Below are 17,568 nucleotides of genomic sequence, written 5' to 3' on the forward strand. Positions count from 1 at the left end.
GAGCCCCAGCAGTTTCAGTCAGTTCAGCGTCGTGCGGTCATCCGCACAAAGTCGGCCCATGCGTCGGCCCCGAAGGACAGTCTGGCTTCCGTCGGTCGCTTGGAGTCACGTACCCAGATGGCTCCGCTCGTCTCGGCAACCTCGATGCACTCGCCGCCCTCCGCGCCGCTGTAGCTGCTCTTGCGCCACGACTCACCCGTGTTCATAGCTCTCCCAGCACCTTCTCTACGAATCCCAGGGACTCTCGCGGAGTGAGAGCCTGACTTCGGATGATCCCATAACGTGCTGAGATGGACCGTACTTCGTCCCGGTCGCTGACCAGGATGCTGCGTCCTTGTACTTCCAGGTACGCGATCTGGTCACCCCGCCTCGGGGTGATCAACGTGAAGGGGCCGTCCACGCCGGCGTTGTCCTCGCGGTCGTTCGGCATGACCTGGATCTCCACGTTGCGTTTCTGCCCGGTCAGTAGGACGTTTTCGAGGACACCGCGCAGAACCGGCGTACCGCCGAAGGGTTTACGGAGCACGGCCTCTTCGATGACAAAGCTCATGAGAGGTGCTGGCCAGCGGCTCAAGATCTCTTGGCGTGACAGCCTCGCTGCGACTCGCTGTTCCATTGTGTCTTCGTCCAGTAGCGGTCGCCGCATGGCGAGGAGAGCACGCGTGTACTCCTCGGTCTGCAGAAGCCCGGGGATCGCCTGTACCGCGTACAGGAAGAGTTCGTGCGCATCGGCCTCCAACCTCGCCGCGTCCCGGAAGAACACCGGATACTGAGCCCGCCCCACCTCCTCCTTCAACGCCGTGAGCAACCCTCCCGCCCCCAGCACCTCATCCGCCCGCTCAATGAACCGGGCCTGCGGGATCCGCCTCCCCTGCTCGATCGACGCCACGGTGTCCGCCGAGTAGCCGACCCGCTTGCCGAACTCCGCCCGGTCCATCCCCGCCCGGACCCGCAGCAGCTTCAACTGCCGCCCGAACGCGGTCACCACGCCCGTGCCCGGCTCGTCCTCCGGCCGCTTCTGCCGCTGCTCCGCTTCCATGTCCCTCACGGTCACCGCCCTGCCCACCTCTTGCCGCACCTCGCCGGACACAGGGGTCGAGCCCGCCCCGATGGGTTAACGCCGTGGCATCACCACAGGTCACGCCACGCCCAGGGGCCGACGCGCCGCCCGCCGTGCCCGCGGTGGCCAGGCTTGGTGAGCACCGCTTCCGGCACAGACTGCTGCGCGCGCCGCGCAGACGGGCGGCAACATGAGCTCTCCCTTTCGCGCCCTTTCGCGGCGGGCCCTGTCCCGTCACACTGGGGGCGCTCGGCACCGGTTCGGCCCCTGCTCTCGGGCGGGAAAGGCACTGCTTGGGGGGAGCAAGTTTCGTGGTGGCACCCAACGATCCGTCCGACGACGAGGTGCGTGCGGCGCTCAGCGCCTTCCTGGCACGCGGCCGGAGCAGGCGTCTTGGCGCGGCCCCTGCGGATTTCCACCTCACCCGCCTGCACCTGCTTGAAGGCACCGTCACCCGGCGCGTCGAGCAACGCACCGAGGGGACACAGCACGAGCCCGGCGCCGTCGACCTCTCGGAGCGACCGGTGTACGACGTGCTGGAAAACTACAAGCTGAGCCCGCACGAGAAGCCCGGAGACCGGCCGCTCGACCTGGTCAAGCGCGGCACGGTGCATCTCCGGTCCTGTGACTGCGGCAACGGCCGGCGCCGGTGTGCCGACTGCAACGGCATGAAGTACCGCCCGTGCGAGCCCGCCCGCGTATGCACCGTGTGCCAGGGGGTCACCGCATGCACGCAAACCCTCAAGCACGGCGGTCTGCCCAGCACCCCGCCCAGGCCCCCCAGGCCGGGCCGGGCCGACCGACCCGACGAACGGGTGAACTGCGAGGCCTGCCAGACACCCGACAGCGCGTGTCCCGGGTGCCGGGGCTGGGGGAAGGTCAGGTGTCACGAGTGCCAGGCGAGTGGGCGCATCCCCTGCGTACCGTGCAACGGGGCAGGCACCGTCGAGTGCGCCACCTGCCGTGGACACGGGAACCTGACGTCCTGGACGGCAGGACGGATCAAGTGGCCCTCACAGACCGAGAGAGTGTCACCCCCTGTCCCACGGCCCCGGCAAGTGGCCTCGGGACTGGGCTCGGGCGGCTGGCACACGGACCGGCTCGGCATTCAGGATCCGCTTCCCGACGACCTCTCCCCTGACCATCGCTCGGCCCTCGAACCGCACCTGCGCCTACGGAAGGGCGAGAAGGAGCGAGAGGTCGTGATCAAGCGGCTCACGGTCGTCAAGGCGACGCCGCCCTACTCCGACAACCTGGAGTTCTACGTCTTCCGAAGCAGTGACGGACGACTCGACGTCCGGCGGCGGGTGTCGGAGGAGGGGCGGAGGAAGGTCTTCCTGGCGGTGGCAACGGTCGTCGCCCTCGTCGTCCTCGTCCTTGTCCTGACCCACTGACCGGTCCGCCGGCCCGCCGGCCCAGCGAGCACGGCCGCAAGAGGGTGCGGCCCCTTCCCCGCGTACTCGCGTACCACCACGTACAGAGCGCCCACCCGCCCCGTACGAAGAGCCGACGTCAGCGCGTCACCCCTGGTGACGCTCTGCCACGACACGCCACCGTGAGTGCATGGCCGCAGCACAATCTCCCCTCACTGTGCACAAGTTCGCGATGTGCTTCAGCTCGACCCCGCGCGGCGCCCGCCTGGCCCGACGGCTGTGCGGGACCCGGCTCGACGCCTGGGGCATCCCCTACGGCAGCGACGCGCACGACGTCGTCACCCTCGTCTCGGCGGAGCTGTGCGCCAATGCCGTCCGGCACGGGCACGTCGCCGGCCGGGACTTTCACGTCCTGCTCACCGCCGACCCGGCCACCTGCACCGTACGCATCGAGGTCAGCGACACCCGCGGTGAACGCCTTCCCCGCATTCCCACTGCGCCGCCGGACGGCGACGGCGGGCGCGGCCTGCTGCTCGTCGAGGCGTTGGCCGACCGGTGGGGCTGGTCGCCCCGCGCCACCGGCGGGCCAGGTAAGACCGTCTGGGCGGAGTGCGCCGCCGAGTGCGCCGCCCCGCGTGACCTGATCACGTAGGTCGCTCGCGACCCGGTTGGACGCACGGAACCCGCACCCGCGAAACTGCTTCCCAGCGCATCGAAGACCACTTCGGTAACTCGACGGGGGCGGGGGCGGGGAGCAGGTGCCGGAGCCACGGCGGATCGCGGGACGGTACGAGCTGTTGGAACAGTTCGGCCACGGCGGCATGGGGGACGTGTGGCGGGGTTATGACACCGTCCTGGACCGGCCGGTCGCGGTGAAGCTGATCCGCCCGCAGGCCGTGGCGTCGCCGCACTTGGCGGAGGAGTTCGAGAAACGGTTCCGGCGCGAGGCGCGGATCACCGCACGGATCCAGCATCCGGGCGTGCCGCAGGTGTACGACGCGGTGCTCGACGAGTCGTACGAGCAACTGTTCCTGGTGATGGAGCTGGTCGACGGCGTGCCGCTGACCGCCTACGTGCACCCGGAGCGGCCGCTCCCGGTGAGCTGGGCGGTGGCCGTGGCGGCGCAGGTGGCGACCGTGCTGTCGTACGCGCACGACGTGCCCGTGGTGCACCGTGACCTGAAGCCGAGCAACATCCTGGTCGCCCGCGACGGCACGGTGAAGGTGCTCGACTTCGGCATCGCGGCGATCCTGCGGACGGACGTCACCAAGCTGACCGCGACCGGCAGCCCCATCGGGACGCACCAGTACATGGCACCGGAACAGGTGCGCGGCGGGCGGGTCACGCCGCGCGCCGACCTGTACGCGCTCGGGTGCGTACTGCACGAACTGCTCTGCGGGCGGCCGCTGTTCGCCGGGGACAGCGAGTGGCAACTGATGATGCAGCACGTCAACGCCACCCCGACGCCGCTGCGGCAACTGCGTCCCGAGGTGCCGGCGGAGCTCGAGACCCTGGTCCTGCACCTGCTCCGCAAGGCGCCCGAGGCGCGTCCGGCGGACGTGCAGGAGGTGTACGAGCGGCTGCGGCCCTTCCTGCCCCCGCCCGGCGAGGAGTCCGCGCCGGAGGAGGCGGGGCCCGCCGGGACGCCCGACCCGACCGGGATCTTCCGCCGCCCGTACGCGCCCCGCTCGCGCGCCGGCAGCGCGGGCGCGCGGCCCGCCGGTGCCGCCGCCGGGCCCGGTCTCCCGCCCGCCGTTCCGGCGGCCGAGCGGGAGGCGCTGCGGGAGCAGATCCGGGAGGTCCACGCGCACTACCGCGCCCTGCTGGAGGAGGAGCGGTACGCGCAGGCCGCCGAGGTGGTGGGCGAGATGATCGAGCCCGCCGCGCGTGCCCTCGGCTCGGAGAACAAGGCGGTCCTCGGGCTGCGCATGCGACGGGCGGTCAGCCGCCAGTTGGCGGGCGACCACCGGGCCGCGCTGCCCGAGTTCGAGGCGCTCGCCGACGCCTACGGGCGGGTGAGCGGCGCGGGCAGTGAGGAGGCGCTGGACAGCCGGGCGCAGGCGGCCCGCTGCCGGGGCGAACTCGGCCAGGTGACCGAGGCGTTGGCGGGGTTGCACGACGTCCTCGACGTCGTCCGGTCCGTGGACGGCGACGTGAGCGAGACGGCCGTGGAACTGCGGCGCGACATCGGCATGCTGCTGCTCGCGCAGGGCCGGGCCGCGGACGCCTTCACCGTCCTGGAGCCGCTGCACGAGGACCTGTGCATGGTGTTCGGCCCGGACGACGAACTCACCGCCGAGGTGGCCGAGACGCTGGCCGTGATCCGTCTGGATCTCGACGGCGGCAGCCCCGGCTCCTCCTCCTGACCTGGCACTCCGCCCACATCGCACTCCGCCCGGCCCTTAGGATCCCCTCATGCCGCAGCTCGCCTTCGACATCGGTTTCTTCGCCGAACTCCCCAAGCTTCAGCCGCCGGTCAGGAAGGGCGTGCTGGAGGCGTGGGAGAAGTTCAACCAGCTCACCCTCGATCAGCTCTTCAAGGATCAGGGACTGAAGCTGGAGAGCCTGACGAACGCCAAGGACAAGCAGATACGGACGATCCGCATCGACCAGTTCTGGCGCGGTGTGGTCCTCGCTCCGCCGACCGGGGACACGTTCATCCTGCTGCGGGTCATGCAGCACGACAAGGCGATCGCCTGGGCGAAGAAGCAGAAGGCCAGCATCAACGAGGTGACGCGGGCCGTCGAGATCCGGGACGCCGCGACCCTGGACGAGCTCACGCCGGCGTACGAGCGGGTCGCGGAGGGCTCCCCGAAGAAGCGGCTGTTCGCGGAGTTCTCCGACGGGGACCTTAAGGCTCTCGGCATCGACGACGAGACGCTGCGGCAGGCGCGGTCGCTCGTCGACAAGGAGCAGTTGGAGGTGTTCGCGCCGCTGCTGCCGCAGGACCAGCGGGAGGTGCTGCAGTACCTCGCCGAGGGGATCCCGATCCAGGAGGTGTGGCAGGACATCGTCGCGCCCGCCCTCCAGGCGTCGACTCAGCCGGTGGACACGGACGACTACGAGACGGCGATCCGGCACACCCGGGCGCGCATCGCGCTGGTCACGGCGCCGGAGGAGCTGCGGGACATCCTGGAGAAGCCGTTCGCGGCCTGGCGGGTGTTCCTGCACCCCTCGCAGCGCAAGGTGGCCTACCGGGCGTCGTACTCGGGGCCGGCCCAGGTCACCGGCGGGCCCGGCACCGGCAAGACCGTCGTCGCCCTGCACCGCGTCAAGCACCTGCTGGGGCACCTGCGCGACGGGGACCGCATCCTGCTCACCACCTACACCAACGCGCTCGTCAACGCGCTCCGCTCCGGCCTCGAGTCGCTGGTGGAGGACCCGGAACTGCGCGAGAAGGTGGACATCTCGACGGTGGACGGATTCGCCAGCCGGGTCGTCGCAGAGGCGCCGGGCGCGGTGGCTCTGCGGCCGCTGATGAACAACGAGGAGGAGAGCCGCTGGGGCAAGGCCGCCAAGGCGACCGGGTTCCCGGGCAGCGCGCAGTTCCTCGCCCAGGAGTACCGGCACGTCATCCTTGCCCAGGACATCCGGAGCCTCGCCGAGTACGAGTCGGCGGACCGGCGCGGGCGCGGGAGCCGGCTGACCGCGACCGAACGGCCGCTGGTGTGGGAGACGGTGGAGCGGTTCAGGGACGGCCTGGCCGCAGACGGGGCCCGCACCTGGCTGCAGACCTGCGCGGAGGCGGCGCGGCTGCTGGCGGAGAAGGGGCCGCAGTACCGGCACGTGGTGGTGGACGAGGCGCAGGACCTGCACCCGGCGCAGTGGCGTCTGCTGCGCGCAGCCGTGCCCGCCCGCCCGGACGACCTGTTCATCGCGGGCGACCCGCACCAGCGCATCTACGACTCGAAGGTGTCCTTGAAGTCGCTCGGCATCAAGGTCACCGGGCGGTCGGTGAAACTGCGCAAGAACTACCGCAGCACCCAGGAGATCCTGCGCTGGTCCACCGCCCTGCTCATCGGCCGTCCCATCGCCCAGTTGGAGGACGAGGGCCGCGACGACACGCTGCTCGGCTACCGCTCCGCCCTGCACGGCGACGGGCCTGCCGTGCACGCGGCGGCGGACGAGGACGTCGAACTCGCGGCTCTGGTCGCCCAAGTGCGGACGTGGCTGGATGCGGGCGTCGGCGCCGAGGAGATCGGGGTGAGCACCCGGTTCAACAAGACGTGCGCCAAGGCGGTGACCCACCTCAAGACCGCCGGCATCCCCGCCGTATCACTGCGGTCCGCCGACACAGCGGGCGCGGCGGATGCCGTACGGGTCGGAACCATGCACTCGTTCAAGGGACTCGAGTTCCGCTGCGTCGCGGTGATCGGCGCCAACGACGGTGCCGTGCCGTTCGCGAAGGCGGTGACGCCGGCCGAGCTGGACGCCAAGCAGCACGAGACGGACATGATGTCGGAACGCTGCCTGCTGTTCGTCGCCTGCACGAGAGCGCGCGACAGTCTGTACGTGTCGTGGTCGGGCGAGGCGAGTCCGTTCCTGGTGGAGGCCGGAGTGGGGGCCGGTACGCCTCAGGAGAGTCCGGCGGGGTGACCATAAGCATCACCGTGCCGTCCGGCGTGACGTCATAGAGTGCCCGCCCGACGCATGACGAAGGTCATCGGTGAAGAGGGGCGCGAAGTTGCAGGCGAAAGAGACGTTGTTCGACGATCTCGTGCCGGGGCGGGCACAGCAGTCCCAAGTGCCGCTCTGCCAGAGGACGTACTCCTGGACGGAGAAACAACTCGCGCAGTTGTGGGACGACATCCTGGAGCAGGCGGAGTTGGTGGAGCCCGGGGACAAATGGAGCACCCACTTCCTCGGCTCGGTGGTCCTCGGGCCCTCGCCGCAGAACGAGCCGACGTTCCCGCGCTGGCTGGTGGTGGACGGACAGCAGCGCCTCACGACACTGGCGCTGGCCGCGATCCGTGATCACATCGCGGATTCCGAACCTGACGAAGCCGAGCGGGTGGACGAGGAATACCTGATCAACAAGCGCCGCAAGGGCGCCGACCGGTACCGTCTGCTGCCAACGCAGGCCGACCGACCGCAGTACGCCGCGCACATCCTGGACACCCCAGCGGATCAGGCTGCCGGGGACCGAGTGACCGCCGCCTACCGCTTCTTCAGGCGCAAACTGGTCGAGGCCAACAATCCGGCCAGTCCCGAAGACGTCTTCCGTATCGAGCAGGCCATCACCTCCAGGCTCACGCTCGTCGCCGTCACCGCCGAGCGCGGTGACAATGTGCACCGCATCTTCGAGTCGCTCAACAACACCGGTCTCAAGCTCAGCCAGGCCGATCTCCGTACGGCTTGTGGGCTGCCCAGGCGCGGATCACACTCACCGCATTGAGCTCAGAGATGAAACTCGCGTCGATCCGGGACACGAGTGGCCGGTTAAACGGCCGCATGTCAGGATCGGGCTGTGCCTGTTTTCCTGGACGCTGCCGAGAGTTCGGGGCTCCCTGCCGTGCCGCCTCCCAGGATGCGGCGGGTGGTGTTCGTCGCGTTGCTGAGCCGGGACGGGCGGCTTGCCCTGGTGGCAGACTATCTGCCCGGAGTTCCTCCCCGATGGGTGCTCCCTTCAGGATCCGTCCGAGCCACAGAGACCTATCGTGAGGCGGCAGTGCGCGTACTCCGCGATGCGGTCGGCGCGATGCCGGTGCGCGGGGGCGCTGTTGAAGGATGCCGCTGGGCTCAGGTGCCTGTGCCCGTAGGCCGGAGCCGTCGAGAGGCCCACGTGTTCGTCTTTCGTCTCGCTGAAGCTGGTGATCCGCCGGATCATCTGTCCTGGAGGGGAACGACACGCTGGGCGGGGCCTGAGCAGTGGCAGGAGTTGCGCGCATGGTGTGATCTGCCGAATGTGGATGTGCTGTTGACGGGATACCTGGAGGGGTGGATCCCGGACGGGCGGATCACTTTGGAGCCTTGAACCCCGGCATCTCGACACCCTCCGTCACTCGGCCCTGGCGATCGTGGCGGCGGTCTCCTGAAGGGCCGCAGCAACCGCTGGCATGTTCTGTTCACGCAGACGCACGGCGGGTGCGTACACGGAGATCGCGGCGAGCGGTTCCCCGATGCGGTTGCGGATGGCCACGCCTACGCCGTGCAGGTCGTGTGCACTTTCCTCGAGGTCTGCCGCCCATCCCCGGACTCTGACTTCCTCCAACTCCACCTGAAGCAGCGGCCACTCAGTGATGCTTCCTGCCGCCGTGGCAGGGAGCGCGGCCGGGAGTGTCGCGCGTACATCTGCCGGGTCGCGCAGTGCGAGCAAAGCCTTGCCCGCCGCTGTGACGTGGGCGGGGAGCTCCTGTCCGAGCGGAACGCTGACGCGCAGGACATGCCGGCACTCGACTCCGTCGAGTAGTCGGACGACGGCCGCATCCAGGGAGTACAGGCACACCGTCTCCTGCAGCTTCTCGGAGAGCTCCTCCAGGGGTCTGCGCGCCTGTCGTCGGACGTCCAGCTGGGCGATTGCGGCCAGTCCCATGCGTACGAGCTGCGGCCCCGCTGAGTATCCGTGCTGGCCAGCATCGTGGCGGAGGAAACCCGTGCGCTGCAGGGTGACCAGGATGCGGTGTGCGGTGGAACGTGAGATACCGAGCTCCCGGGCAGTTTCGGTAACACCGACTTCCCCCCGGTCATACGCCAGGACTAGAACATCCAGGGCCTTCGTCACCGACGCCAAGGCCTCTGTCGCCGACAGATGCTTGCCATCCACCATGAAGGAACCGTAACGCTCACACGTTCCCGGAGACCGGGAGCTTCGACAGAATCCACACGTCAGAATTCCGCGATGGCACGTCTCACAGTTCCGGTGCGGCATCGCACGAACCCGGCTAGCCAACTCTGCGCCAAGACAGGTCGAGTCCTGCGATAACCCCGACCGGACTTGCCGCGCTTGAGCGCACTGTTGACCGTTTGATAGTGCCTCACAGGAACTGCGTGCGTGCCACAGTGTGCCGTCCCTACACTGGCAGCGACCTTCCTTAGGAGTTCGCTATGGCGGGATACCGGACCAGCGCACCTGCGTCAGACAAGGGTGTCTACATCGGCCAGGCCCGGCATGCCGTGAAGGAGCTGATCACTTCACTGCGCGGCGAGTTGGCGACATTGGAGGCTGTGTACGCGATGATGTGCCAGGGCGCCGAATCCACCGATGTCCGCGAGGAGCCGCCGGTCACTGGCGAGGACGCGGAAACCGCCCAGGCTTCCCGGGAGAGTCCGTCTGAAGTTTCTGTCGCCGACGAGGATCCTTCGTCCGAAGATGCGCGCCCGGGGATTGGCACTCGGACCCTGGGGCCACCGCGTAACGGAAGCATGCGCGATGCGATCCTCACACTCCTGTGCGCTGCTCAAGAGGCAATGTCCATCACCGATATCGCGGCAGCGGTGCGCCCGGGAGCGGACGCGACGGTCCGATCATCCGTAGGAAAAACCCTCAACCGCATGAAGCAACTTGGTGAGGTGGAAAGCGTAGCACCGGGAATGTTCCGGGCCGTGCTGTCATCCCGGGCTGCTTGATCCACCCGAGAACGACCCTAACCCAACCAGCAGGCCTCCCTCGATTAGCGGTCGAGGGAGGCCGCCAAACACGCGAACGGACGCTTCTCCTAGCAGGGTTCCGGTCCGTCGCGCACGTTCACTCTAGCGCTCCCATGGGTGGCGCTATAGGGCGTCTACGCCATTCCGTACTTGAGCGTGCACGACTGACCTCAAATTGGCAATTGGGGATCAGTCATGAGCACATTGGGTCGCATTCGATCCGGGCCAGAGCGCCAGGCCCAGGGCGCGCTCCAGTCGGCAGACCGTCAGCACATCCGGCCAGGTGGCGCCCGCCAGCAGATCGCCGATGGTCTGTCTGCCGACGTTGCTCTGGGCGGCCAGGGCACGCAGCGAGAGCTCCGGCCTCTCACGCAGGGCGGCGGCGAGGCGGCGGGCAATCGTCTGGACCACCGCCGCGGCGGGCTCCCCGGCGATCCGGGCATCCGGCCACTCCTCCGGATCGACGGCGTAGCTCCATGGCGGCGCCGTGCGCGCTCGGCCTCCGGTCATAAAGATGCGTTCCTTCAGATCGTGATCGACACTGACACCAGTGGCCGGTTAACCGGCCACCTGTCATGGGCCTTGCGCCTGGAGGTCGCTGTGTCGAATCGCCTGCTGGCCTACACACCGAAGGCGGAGACGGTGCCACCCGCCCAGTGGCGCCGCATCGCTCCGGTCGTCCGCTCGCTGGGATTCATGGCCGTCGCAGCGGGGCCCTACGGCCCAGACGTGGTCATGACGCCGCTCGCACGGCTGGTCGCCTGGGTCGAGGCCCAGGGCCTCCCGCTCGACCCCTCGGTGATCCTTGACCAGAGCACCGTCGAACGCTTCATCCTCGTCGGCTGCCGCGACATGGCCGCCAACAGCCGCCGAACCTGCAGCAGCCAGCTGCGCCGGGCCTCCGAAGCGCTCTTGTTGGACCAGCTCGGACAGCATCCGCCGATCCGGCTGAAGGCCACCGCCGCCCCAGTAGCCCCCTACCCGCCAGCGGAAATCGCCTACTGGCTGATCTGGGCGCAGAGCCTGCCCACCTCGGCCCAACGGCGCAACGCCTGCCTGCTGTTCTGTCTCGGCGTCGGTTGCGGGCTCGCCGTTGAGGATCTTGTGTACGTTCAGGGGCGGGACATCCTGGCGGGCCCTACCGGCCGGGCACTGGTGAAGGTGCACGGGCGCCGTCCGCGCACTGTCGTATGCCGGTACGCCTACGAGGAACTTTTGCTGGCGGAAGCCGCCCACATCCCGGCAGACGCGTACGCCTTCCGGCCGGACTGGCAGGACCGCACCAGCAAGCACATCGCATCGGACTGGCTGGCCAGGTACCCGCGGATCATCGGCCGTAGTGACGGTGCAGTGCTGCAGACCCAGCGGCTGCGCACGACCTGGCTCGTCGATCTGCTGAATGCAGGTATTCCGCTGAAGGTGATCCTCAAAGCGTCCGGACTCGGGACCCTGCACAGCCTCTCGCGATACCTCGTCTTCCTCCACGACGTGCCCGAAGCGGAGGCATCCGATCTGTTGCGGGGGGCGGCGGCATGAGCAGGAAGAACCCGGAAGACAAACCCTGCCGGCGTACCGGCCTCGCTTTACGCCCTGCACCGCAGGCCCCCGGCCGGACCCTCAACGACCGCGTTGTGAGGCAAGTCTTCGACCTCGTGCGCCACAGCGGAGTACTGGAACGCCTTCCCTCCAACGAGCACCGGCCAGGCCCGAAGGGCTTCCCGTTCCGCACAGTGCTGATCGGCCTGATCTTGTCGCAGTACATGGGCGAGAGCGCGAACATCAACGACGCATGGGAGACGCTCTTCTTCGCCTTGTCTCCAGGGTCCAAAGCCCTCCTTGACGTCCCCGACGTCGACCTGCACATCCGCGAGGGCGCAACCCGAGAAGAAATCGACCGCATCGCGCACCACCAGTACGCAACGTCGAAGCGCGTCTACCGGTCCTGGTCCTCGATGACCCGGCGCCTCGACCCTGCACCGCACGACCGCCGCAAGCGGCTGTCTCTCAGCGAGGCCAAGAAGATCCGACGGAAGTGGAATGCCCGTGACAACCAGGACACCGTGCGTAACCTGGAGGCCATCGCCCAGGATCTGATTCTCGCTCCGGTGATGGCTTCCTACCGGCGCGGCGACTTCGCTCGGTGGCCTGGTCACATCGCGGTCGACGACACTCCGGTTCCGGTCTGGGGCAAAGAGCCGGACTACCACCAGGACCGGGCCTCGCTTGAGATCACCGCCGGGATGTACGTGAAGGGAGGAACGCAGAAGAAGTCGCCCAGCGGCAAAGCTGCGGCCTCCACGAACACTGGCACCCGGCGCGGCACGGCAAACAAGCCAGTGCCTCGCAAGACCAAGTCGGCACGGGAGAAGAAGGCCAAGGCGCCGGAGAAGAGAGAGTTCCGCTACGCCATGATGGCCGCGTTCCCAGGCCATGGCCATGGCGACCTCGCTGGCGCCTACCCCGCGGTCTGCCTCGGCATGATCCTTCACACCCCGGGCACCGAACCCGGCCCGGCCACCCTGCGCGCCATCCAGCCGGCCTTCGAACGAGGCCTGGTCAAAGACCTGTTCTGCGCCGACCGGGGCATCACCCAGGCCAAGCCTCACAACCTGCATCTGCAGCTGCTCAAACTCGGCCTCAACGCGGTGAAGCACTACAACGACGACAAGGTCGACCGGCAGGGAGAGTTCCGCGGCATGCAGCTGGTCGGCGGCGAGTTCTATTGCCCGCTGATGCCCACCCCGTTGATCACCGCGGGCGCCACATACATCGACAGCCGCACGGACGAGGACCGCGCCCACGCACTCAACCTGATCCAGTCCCGGAAGGACTACCAGACCAAGATCAAGGAGTACGGGCCCGCAGGGGACCAGCGTCGACAGTGCCCCGCCCTCGGGTCCCACGCCACGGTCACCTGCTACCGCCGGCCCCAGCCACGCCCGTCCACCGTCGTCGACCTCGACGCCCCCACTGTCCGTACCCCGGCAGCCCTGCCCACCATCCCCAGGCCCAACCGGGACACCCCCGTCTACCCCGATATCTGCAGGGGGAAGAGCATCACCGTCCCGGGCACCGTGTTGGCCAAGTGGCGGCAGAAGTACCCCCTGTTCACCCCTCTGTGGCAGGAAGCCTGGTCCGGACTGCGCAGTCAGAACGAGGGCGGCAACGGCAACCTCAAGAAGTCCGCCCTCGACAGCATCGACAATCCCCAGCTCCGCCTGCCGCACGGACGCGTCGCACAGACCCTGCTCAATGCCGTCATCATCTTTGTGGCGAACCTCAGAGCCATCCGACGGTTCCTCCGCGACCAGGGCATCCAGCCCCGCAAGGCCAGCACGCAGAGCGCCGGCACCCAACCCGGTGAGCCCTCCGATCCGCCCCTGGCGCGACCGCTTCCGACCGAGGAGGTCGAGCCTCCGCCACGCGAGTGACGCACCTCCGTCGCGCTCCGCCCCCTGAAAACCCCACATGCCTGCGCCACGGCTACCAGCCGTCGCGCAGGCATGTCCTGTTTCCGCAGGTGAGAGGCGCAGTACCTGGACCGCCACCGCCTCACCCCCTCATCGAGCCGATCACGAGGCTCAAGGCCCCAGAAACGACGAAATACCGGCGAGTCACATGACTCGACCGGTAATTCGTGAACGCTTCGGGACGATATCGTGAACGTCCCTGTGGTGTCCGAGGGGGGACTTGAACCCCCACGCCCGATAAAGGGCACTAGCACCTCAAGCTAGCGCGTCTGCCATTCCGCCACCCGGACCAGGTGTCTGCCGCCTTGCCAGGGGTGTTCCCGGCGGCGACATGGACAACAATACCAAGGTTTCGGAGTGCCTTTCACCTGCATATCCGGGCCCCGGGCGGGGCCGTGCGGGGCCCGGTCGGGCGGCTCCGCACGGCCTCACCAGAGGTGATCGGACGGTCACGATCCGGCCACTCCAGACCAGGTCAGGCCGCGGACGGCATGAGGTGGTACTCGGGGAAGTTCCCCGGCAGCCGCTCCCCCGCCGGGCCACGGGTGACGGCCTTCACCAGCAGCTCGCCGCCGACGAAGGCACCCCGCCACGAGGCGCCGAAGCCGCCGAAGAGCTCGTCGCGGTCGCCGCGTGAGCGGGGCCTGCCGTGGCCGACCTTGAACGCCCGGATCTGGGGTGCGAGCCGCTCGTAGGTCGCCCGGTCGTCGGTGGACAGGGTGGCGACGAGCGCGCCGTTCGAGGCGTTCATCGCCGCGAGCAGCTCGGCCTCGGTGTCGACCAGGACGATCGTGTCGACCGGGCCGAAGGGTTCCGCGTGGTGGAGCGGGGAGGACGAGGGCGGGCCGAGGAGGGTGACGGGCTGGACGTACGCGCCGGTGTCCTGGCCGGGCAGGAAGCGCGCGTCGGCGAGTCGGCCCCGGTGCAGCGGAACGGCGCCCCGGTCGACGGCCTCGGCGACCTGGTCGGTCAGCTCCTTGGCCTTGGCCGCGTTGATGACGGGCCCGAAGTCCAGCGGCGGGTACGGGTCGTCGGGGTGCTCCACGGCCAGCGGGTGGCCCACTCTGAGGGTGCGGACCGCGGGGAGGTACGCCGCGAGGAACTCGTCGAACAGCTCGCGCTGGACGACGAAGCGCGGATAGGCCGTGCAGCGCTGTTTGCCGTAGTCGAAGAGTTTGGGGACGACGGCGGTGAGGGTCTCCCAGTCGGTGTGGTTCCAGATGCCCCAGGTGTTCAGGCCCTCCTGTTCCAGGACGTGGCGTTTGCCGAGGTCGGCGACGGCTGTGGCCACGGCGGCGCCCGTGTCGCGGCCGCCGACGAAGGAGACGCAGCCGATCTCGGGGGCGCGGACCAGCGCCTCGGACAGTTCACGTCCGCTGCCGCTGACCAGCGTGACGGGGACGCCTTCGCGGGCGGCGAGCGCACTGGCGAGGGTGAGGCAGGCGACGCCGCCGTCGGTGGGTGTCTTGGCGATGACGGCGTTGCCCGCCAGTGCTTGGACCAGCATCGCGTGGACGAGCACGCTCATGGGGTAGTTCCAGCTGGCGATGTTGGAGACCGGGCCGTCGAGGGGGACGCGCCCTTGGACCATGGGTTCGATGCCGTCGACGTACCAGCGGACGCCGTCGATGGCCCGGTCCACGTCGGCCTGTGCCAGCCGCCAGGGCTTGCCGATCTCCCAGACGAGGAGCAGGGCGAGCAGTTCGCGGTGCTGGGTGAGGGCGTCGAGGGTGGCGGCGACCCGGGCGCGGCGTTCGGCGAGGGGGACGTGGCGCCAGGCGCGGTGCTGGTCGAGACAGGCCCGGACGGCGTGGTGGGCGGTGGCGCCGTCCAGTCGGGGCGGGCCCGCGACGGGGCTGCCGTCGACGGGGCTGGTGGCGGGCAGCGCCCGGCCGTCGGCCTGCCAGGAGTTGTTCCAGAGGTTGAGGACCCGGTCGTCCCGGAAGGCCTCGGGGGCGACGGCGAGACAGCGCCGCCAGGCGTCGGTCCAGGCGGTGCCGGCCTTGAGGGTGAGGGCGGGGGCGGGTGTCGGTGTGGGGGTCATGTCACGCACCGCCTTCCAGGGCGGCCAGGACGAGGCGGGCCGTCTCGGTGGGGGTGTTCCCGACCCGTACCCCGACCGCCTCCAGCGCCTCCTTCTTCGCCCGCGCCGTACCGGAGGAGCCGGAGACGATCGCGCCGGCGTGGCCCATCGTCCTGCCCTCGGGAGCGGTGAAGCCGGCGATGTAGCCGACGACCGGCTTGGTGACGTGGTCGCGGACGTACGCGGCGGCGCGTTCCTCGGCGTCGCCGCCGATCTCGCCGATGAGGACGATCAGTTCGGTGTCGGGGTCGTCCTGGAAGGCGGCGAGGCAGTCGATGTGGGTGGTGCCGACGACGGGGTCGCCGCCGATGCCGACGCAGGTGGAGAAGCCGGTGTCGCGGAGTTCGTACATGAGCTGGTAGGTCAGGGTGCCGGACTTGGAGACGAGGCCGACGCGTCCGGGCTTGGTGATGTCGGCGGGGATGATGCCCGCGTTGGACTGGCCGGGGGTGATCAGGCCGGGGCAGTTGGGGCCGACGATCCGGGTGCCCTTGGCCCGCGCGTAGGCCGTGAAGGCGACGGAGTCGTGGACGGGGATGCCCTCGGTGATGACGACGGCGAGGCCGATCCCCGCGTCGGCTGCCTCGACGACGGCCGCCTTGGCGAAGGCGGGCGGGACGAAGACGACGGTGACGTCGGCGCCGGTGGCCTCGATGCCCTCGTGGACCGAGCCGAAGACGGGGACGGCACGGTCGTCGAAGTCGACCGTGCGGCCGGCCTTGCGGGGGTTGACGCCGCCGACGACGTTCGTGCCGGCCGCGAGCATGCGGCGGGTGTGCTTCATGCCCTCGCCGCCGGTCATGCCCTGGACGAGGACCTTGCTCTCCTTGGTGAGGTAGATGGCCATGTCCGGGCTCCTCAGTTCGCGTGGGCGAGGTCGGCGGCGCGGCGCGCGGCGCCGTCCATGGTGGTGGCCTGGTGGACGAGGGGGTGGTCGCGGTCGTCGAGGATCGCCCGGCCGCGTACGGCGTTGTTGCCGTCGAGGCGGACGACGAGCGGTTTGGTCAACTGGACGCTGTCCAGGGCCTGGACGATGCCGTCGGCGACCGCGTCGCAGGCGGTGATCCCGCCGAAGACGTTGACGAAGACGGACTTCACGGCCGGGTCGGAGAGGATGACGGAGAGGCCGTCGGCCATGATCTGGGCGGAGGCGCCGCCGCCGATGTCGAGGAAGTTGGCGGGGCGGGCGCCGCAGCCGGCGACCACGTCGAGGGTCGACATGACGAGTCCGGCGCCGTTGCCGATGACGCCGACCTCGCCGTCCAGTTTCACGTAGTTGAGGCCCTTGGCGGCGGCCGCCGCCTCCAGCGGGTCGTCGGGCGCGAAGCCCTCGTCGCCCCAACGGGTCTGCCGGAAACCGGCGTTGTCGTCGAGGGTGACCTTGCCGTCGAGGGCGAGGATGCGGCCCTTTTCGGTGCGGACGAGCGGGTTGACCTCGACGAGGAGGGCGTCCTCGCGGGTCAGCACCTCCCAGAGCCGCATGAGGACGTCGACGGTCTGCGGCGGCAGACCGGCCGCCTCGGCGATCTCGGACGCCTTCGCGGAGGTGACGCCCTCGACGGGGTCGACGGGTATCCGGGCCACGGCTTCCGGCCTGGTCGCCGCGACCTCCTCGATGTCCATGCCGCCCTCGGCCGAGGCGATCGCGAGGAAGCGGCCGGCGGCGCGGTCGAGGACGTACGAGACGTAGAACTCGCTCTCGATCGCGACGGGTTCGGCGATCATCACCTGGCGGACGGTGTGGCCCTTGATGTCCATGCCGAGGATCTGCCGTGCGGTCAGTTCGGTGGCGGCGGGGTCGGCGGCGAGCTTGACCCCGCCCGCCTTGCCGCGTCCGCCGGTCTTCACCTGGGCCTTGACGACGACGCGTCCGCCGAGTCGGCGGGCGATCTCGCGCGCCTCCTTGGGCGAGTCCGTGACCTCCGCCCGTGGCACCGGGATGCCGTGTTCCTCGAAGAGTTCCCTTGCCTGGTGTTCGAACAGGTCCATTCCGGC

The 17,568-nt window shown here is 69.3% G+C and carries 16 protein-coding genes and 1 tRNA gene; 9 read left to right on the forward strand and 8 right to left on the reverse strand.

What is annotated here, in order from left to right; translation table 11 throughout:
* Positions 1 to 23 precede the first annotated feature (23 nt).
* Positions 24 to 206 (reverse strand): DUF397 domain-containing protein, encoded by a 183-nt coding sequence (locus tag K1J60_RS07050; RefSeq protein WP_220645420.1) that lies wholly within the window; start codon positions 204 to 206, stop codon positions 24 to 26.
* The gene (locus K1J60_RS07055) at positions 203 to 1,039 is read right to left on the reverse strand and encodes a helix-turn-helix domain-containing protein (RefSeq protein ID WP_220645421.1); all 837 of its coding nucleotides are present in this window, start codon (positions 1,037 to 1,039) and stop codon (positions 203 to 205) included. The genes K1J60_RS07050 and K1J60_RS07055 overlap by 4 nt, the downstream gene beginning before the upstream one ends.
* Positions 1,040 to 2,118: 1,079 nt before the next feature.
* Here K1J60_RS07055 and K1J60_RS07060 point away from each other — a divergent pair.
* The 6 genes from K1J60_RS07060 (at position 2,119) to K1J60_RS47095 (ending at position 8,407) form a co-directional block, all read left to right on the forward strand.
* A complete protein-coding gene (locus K1J60_RS07060; protein WP_220645422.1) occupies positions 2,119 to 2,454 on the forward strand; it encodes a hypothetical protein in 336 nt (111 codons plus the stop codon).
* 169 nt (positions 2,455 to 2,623) lie between these two features.
* Positions 2,624 to 3,085, forward strand: coding sequence for an ATP-binding protein (locus K1J60_RS07065; RefSeq protein WP_259407599.1), 462 nt, complete (start codon positions 2,624 to 2,626; stop codon positions 3,083 to 3,085).
* A gap of 169 nt (positions 3,086 to 3,254) precedes the next feature.
* A complete protein-coding gene (locus K1J60_RS07070) occupies positions 3,255 to 4,799 on the forward strand; it encodes a serine/threonine-protein kinase (RefSeq protein ID WP_398684230.1) in 1,545 nt (514 codons plus the stop codon).
* Positions 4,800 to 4,848: 49 nt separating this feature from the next.
* The gene (locus tag K1J60_RS07075; protein ID WP_220645424.1) at positions 4,849 to 7,029 is read left to right on the forward strand and encodes a UvrD-helicase domain-containing protein; all 2,181 of its coding nucleotides are present in this window, start codon (positions 4,849 to 4,851) and stop codon (positions 7,027 to 7,029) included.
* Between the two features lie 88 nt (positions 7,030 to 7,117).
* Entirely contained in the window at positions 7,118 to 7,828 is a 711-nt protein-coding gene (locus K1J60_RS07080; RefSeq protein WP_259407600.1) for a DUF262 domain-containing protein, read from the forward strand.
* Between the two features lie 132 nt (positions 7,829 to 7,960).
* Positions 7,961 to 8,407: an NUDIX hydrolase gene (locus tag K1J60_RS47095; protein WP_398684231.1), complete on the forward strand. Its 447-nt coding sequence runs from the start codon at positions 7,961 to 7,963 to the stop codon at positions 8,405 to 8,407.
* Positions 8,408 to 8,431: 24 nt separating this feature from the next.
* Here K1J60_RS47095 and K1J60_RS07090 read toward each other — a convergent pair whose 3' ends face one another.
* A complete protein-coding gene (locus tag K1J60_RS07090; RefSeq protein ID WP_220645426.1) occupies positions 8,432 to 9,199 on the reverse strand; it encodes an IclR family transcriptional regulator in 768 nt (255 codons plus the stop codon).
* Between the two features lie 278 nt (positions 9,200 to 9,477).
* On the opposite strand from K1J60_RS07090, the gene K1J60_RS07095 reads away from it, so the two are divergent.
* Complete coding sequence (locus K1J60_RS07095) at positions 9,478 to 9,999, forward strand: hypothetical protein (protein WP_220645427.1); 522 nt, start codon at positions 9,478 to 9,480, stop codon at positions 9,997 to 9,999.
* Positions 10,000 to 10,209: 210 nt separating this feature from the next.
* On the opposite strand, the gene K1J60_RS07100 is transcribed toward K1J60_RS07095, so the two are convergent.
* Positions 10,210 to 10,530, reverse strand: coding sequence for a helix-turn-helix domain-containing protein (locus K1J60_RS07100; RefSeq protein ID WP_079259476.1), 321 nt, complete (start codon positions 10,528 to 10,530; stop codon positions 10,210 to 10,212).
* Between the two features lie 21 nt (positions 10,531 to 10,551).
* On the opposite strand from K1J60_RS07100, the gene K1J60_RS07105 reads away from it, so the two are divergent.
* Together K1J60_RS07105 and K1J60_RS07110 are read left to right on the forward strand one after the other, a co-directional pair.
* Positions 10,552 to 11,556 (forward strand): site-specific integrase, encoded by a 1,005-nt coding sequence (locus tag K1J60_RS07105; protein WP_220645428.1) that lies wholly within the window; start codon positions 10,552 to 10,554, stop codon positions 11,554 to 11,556.
* A complete protein-coding gene (locus K1J60_RS07110; protein WP_220645429.1) occupies positions 11,553 to 13,451 on the forward strand; it encodes a hypothetical protein in 1,899 nt (632 codons plus the stop codon). The genes K1J60_RS07105 and K1J60_RS07110 overlap by 4 nt, the downstream gene beginning before the upstream one ends.
* Positions 13,452 to 13,692: 241 nt before the next feature.
* On the opposite strand, the gene K1J60_RS07115 is transcribed toward K1J60_RS07110, so the two are convergent.
* From K1J60_RS07115 to sucC, 4 genes are all read right to left on the reverse strand, one after another.
* Positions 13,693 to 13,780, reverse strand: a tRNA-Leu gene (locus K1J60_RS07115).
* A gap of 185 nt (positions 13,781 to 13,965) precedes the next feature.
* A complete protein-coding gene (locus K1J60_RS07120; RefSeq protein WP_220645430.1) occupies positions 13,966 to 15,534 on the reverse strand; it encodes an aldehyde dehydrogenase family protein in 1,569 nt (522 codons plus the stop codon).
* Between the two features lies 1 nt (position 15,535).
* Positions 15,536 to 16,420 carry a succinate--CoA ligase subunit alpha gene (gene sucD, locus K1J60_RS07125; RefSeq protein ID WP_220645431.1) on the reverse strand — a complete coding sequence of 295 codons (885 nt, stop codon included), beginning with the start codon at positions 16,418 to 16,420 and terminating at the stop codon, positions 15,536 to 15,538.
* Between the two features lie 11 nt (positions 16,421 to 16,431).
* Positions 16,432 to 17,562 (reverse strand): ADP-forming succinate--CoA ligase subunit beta, encoded by a 1,131-nt coding sequence (sucC, locus tag K1J60_RS07130; RefSeq protein ID WP_220645432.1) that lies wholly within the window; start codon positions 17,560 to 17,562, stop codon positions 16,432 to 16,434.
* Between the last annotated feature and the right edge of the window lie 6 nt (positions 17,563 to 17,568).

The organism is Streptomyces akebiae (assembly GCF_019599145.1).
GTDB lineage: Bacteria > Actinomycetota > Actinomycetes > Streptomycetales > Streptomycetaceae > Streptomyces > Streptomyces akebiae.

Excerpts from the sequence above, each read along its gene's own strand:
- K1J60_RS07065 (WP_259407599.1), top strand. The coding sequence starts at position 2,624 with ATGGCCGCAGCACAATCTCCCCTCACTGTGCACAAGTTCGCGATGTGC.
- sucC (WP_220645432.1), bottom strand. The coding sequence starts at position 17,562 with ATGGACCTGTTCGAACACCAGGCAAGGGAACTCTTCGAGGAACACGGC.
- K1J60_RS07070 (WP_398684230.1), top strand. The coding sequence starts at position 3,255 with ATGGGGGACGTGTGGCGGGGTTATGACACCGTCCTGGACCGGCCGGTC.
- K1J60_RS07100 (WP_079259476.1), bottom strand. The coding sequence starts at position 10,530 with ATGACCGGAGGCCGAGCGCGCACGGCGCCGCCATGGAGCTACGCCGTC.
- K1J60_RS47095 (WP_398684231.1), top strand. The coding sequence starts at position 7,961 with ATGCGGCGGGTGGTGTTCGTCGCGTTGCTGAGCCGGGACGGGCGGCTT.
- K1J60_RS07050 (WP_220645420.1), bottom strand. The coding sequence starts at position 206 with ATGAACACGGGTGAGTCGTGGCGCAAGAGCAGCTACAGCGGCGCGGAG.
- K1J60_RS07090 (WP_220645426.1), bottom strand. The coding sequence starts at position 9,199 with ATGGTGGATGGCAAGCATCTGTCGGCGACAGAGGCCTTGGCGTCGGTG.
- K1J60_RS07075 (WP_220645424.1), top strand. The coding sequence starts at position 4,849 with ATGCCGCAGCTCGCCTTCGACATCGGTTTCTTCGCCGAACTCCCCAAG.
- K1J60_RS07120 (WP_220645430.1), bottom strand. The coding sequence starts at position 15,534 with ATGACCCCCACACCGACACCCGCCCCCGCCCTCACCCTCAAGGCCGGC.
- K1J60_RS07110 (WP_220645429.1), top strand. The coding sequence starts at position 11,553 with ATGAGCAGGAAGAACCCGGAAGACAAACCCTGCCGGCGTACCGGCCTC.
- K1J60_RS07095 (WP_220645427.1), top strand. The coding sequence starts at position 9,478 with ATGGCGGGATACCGGACCAGCGCACCTGCGTCAGACAAGGGTGTCTAC.
- K1J60_RS07055 (WP_220645421.1), bottom strand. The coding sequence starts at position 1,039 with ATGGAAGCGGAGCAGCGGCAGAAGCGGCCGGAGGACGAGCCGGGCACG.
- sucD (WP_220645431.1), bottom strand. The coding sequence starts at position 16,420 with ATGGCCATCTACCTCACCAAGGAGAGCAAGGTCCTCGTCCAGGGCATG.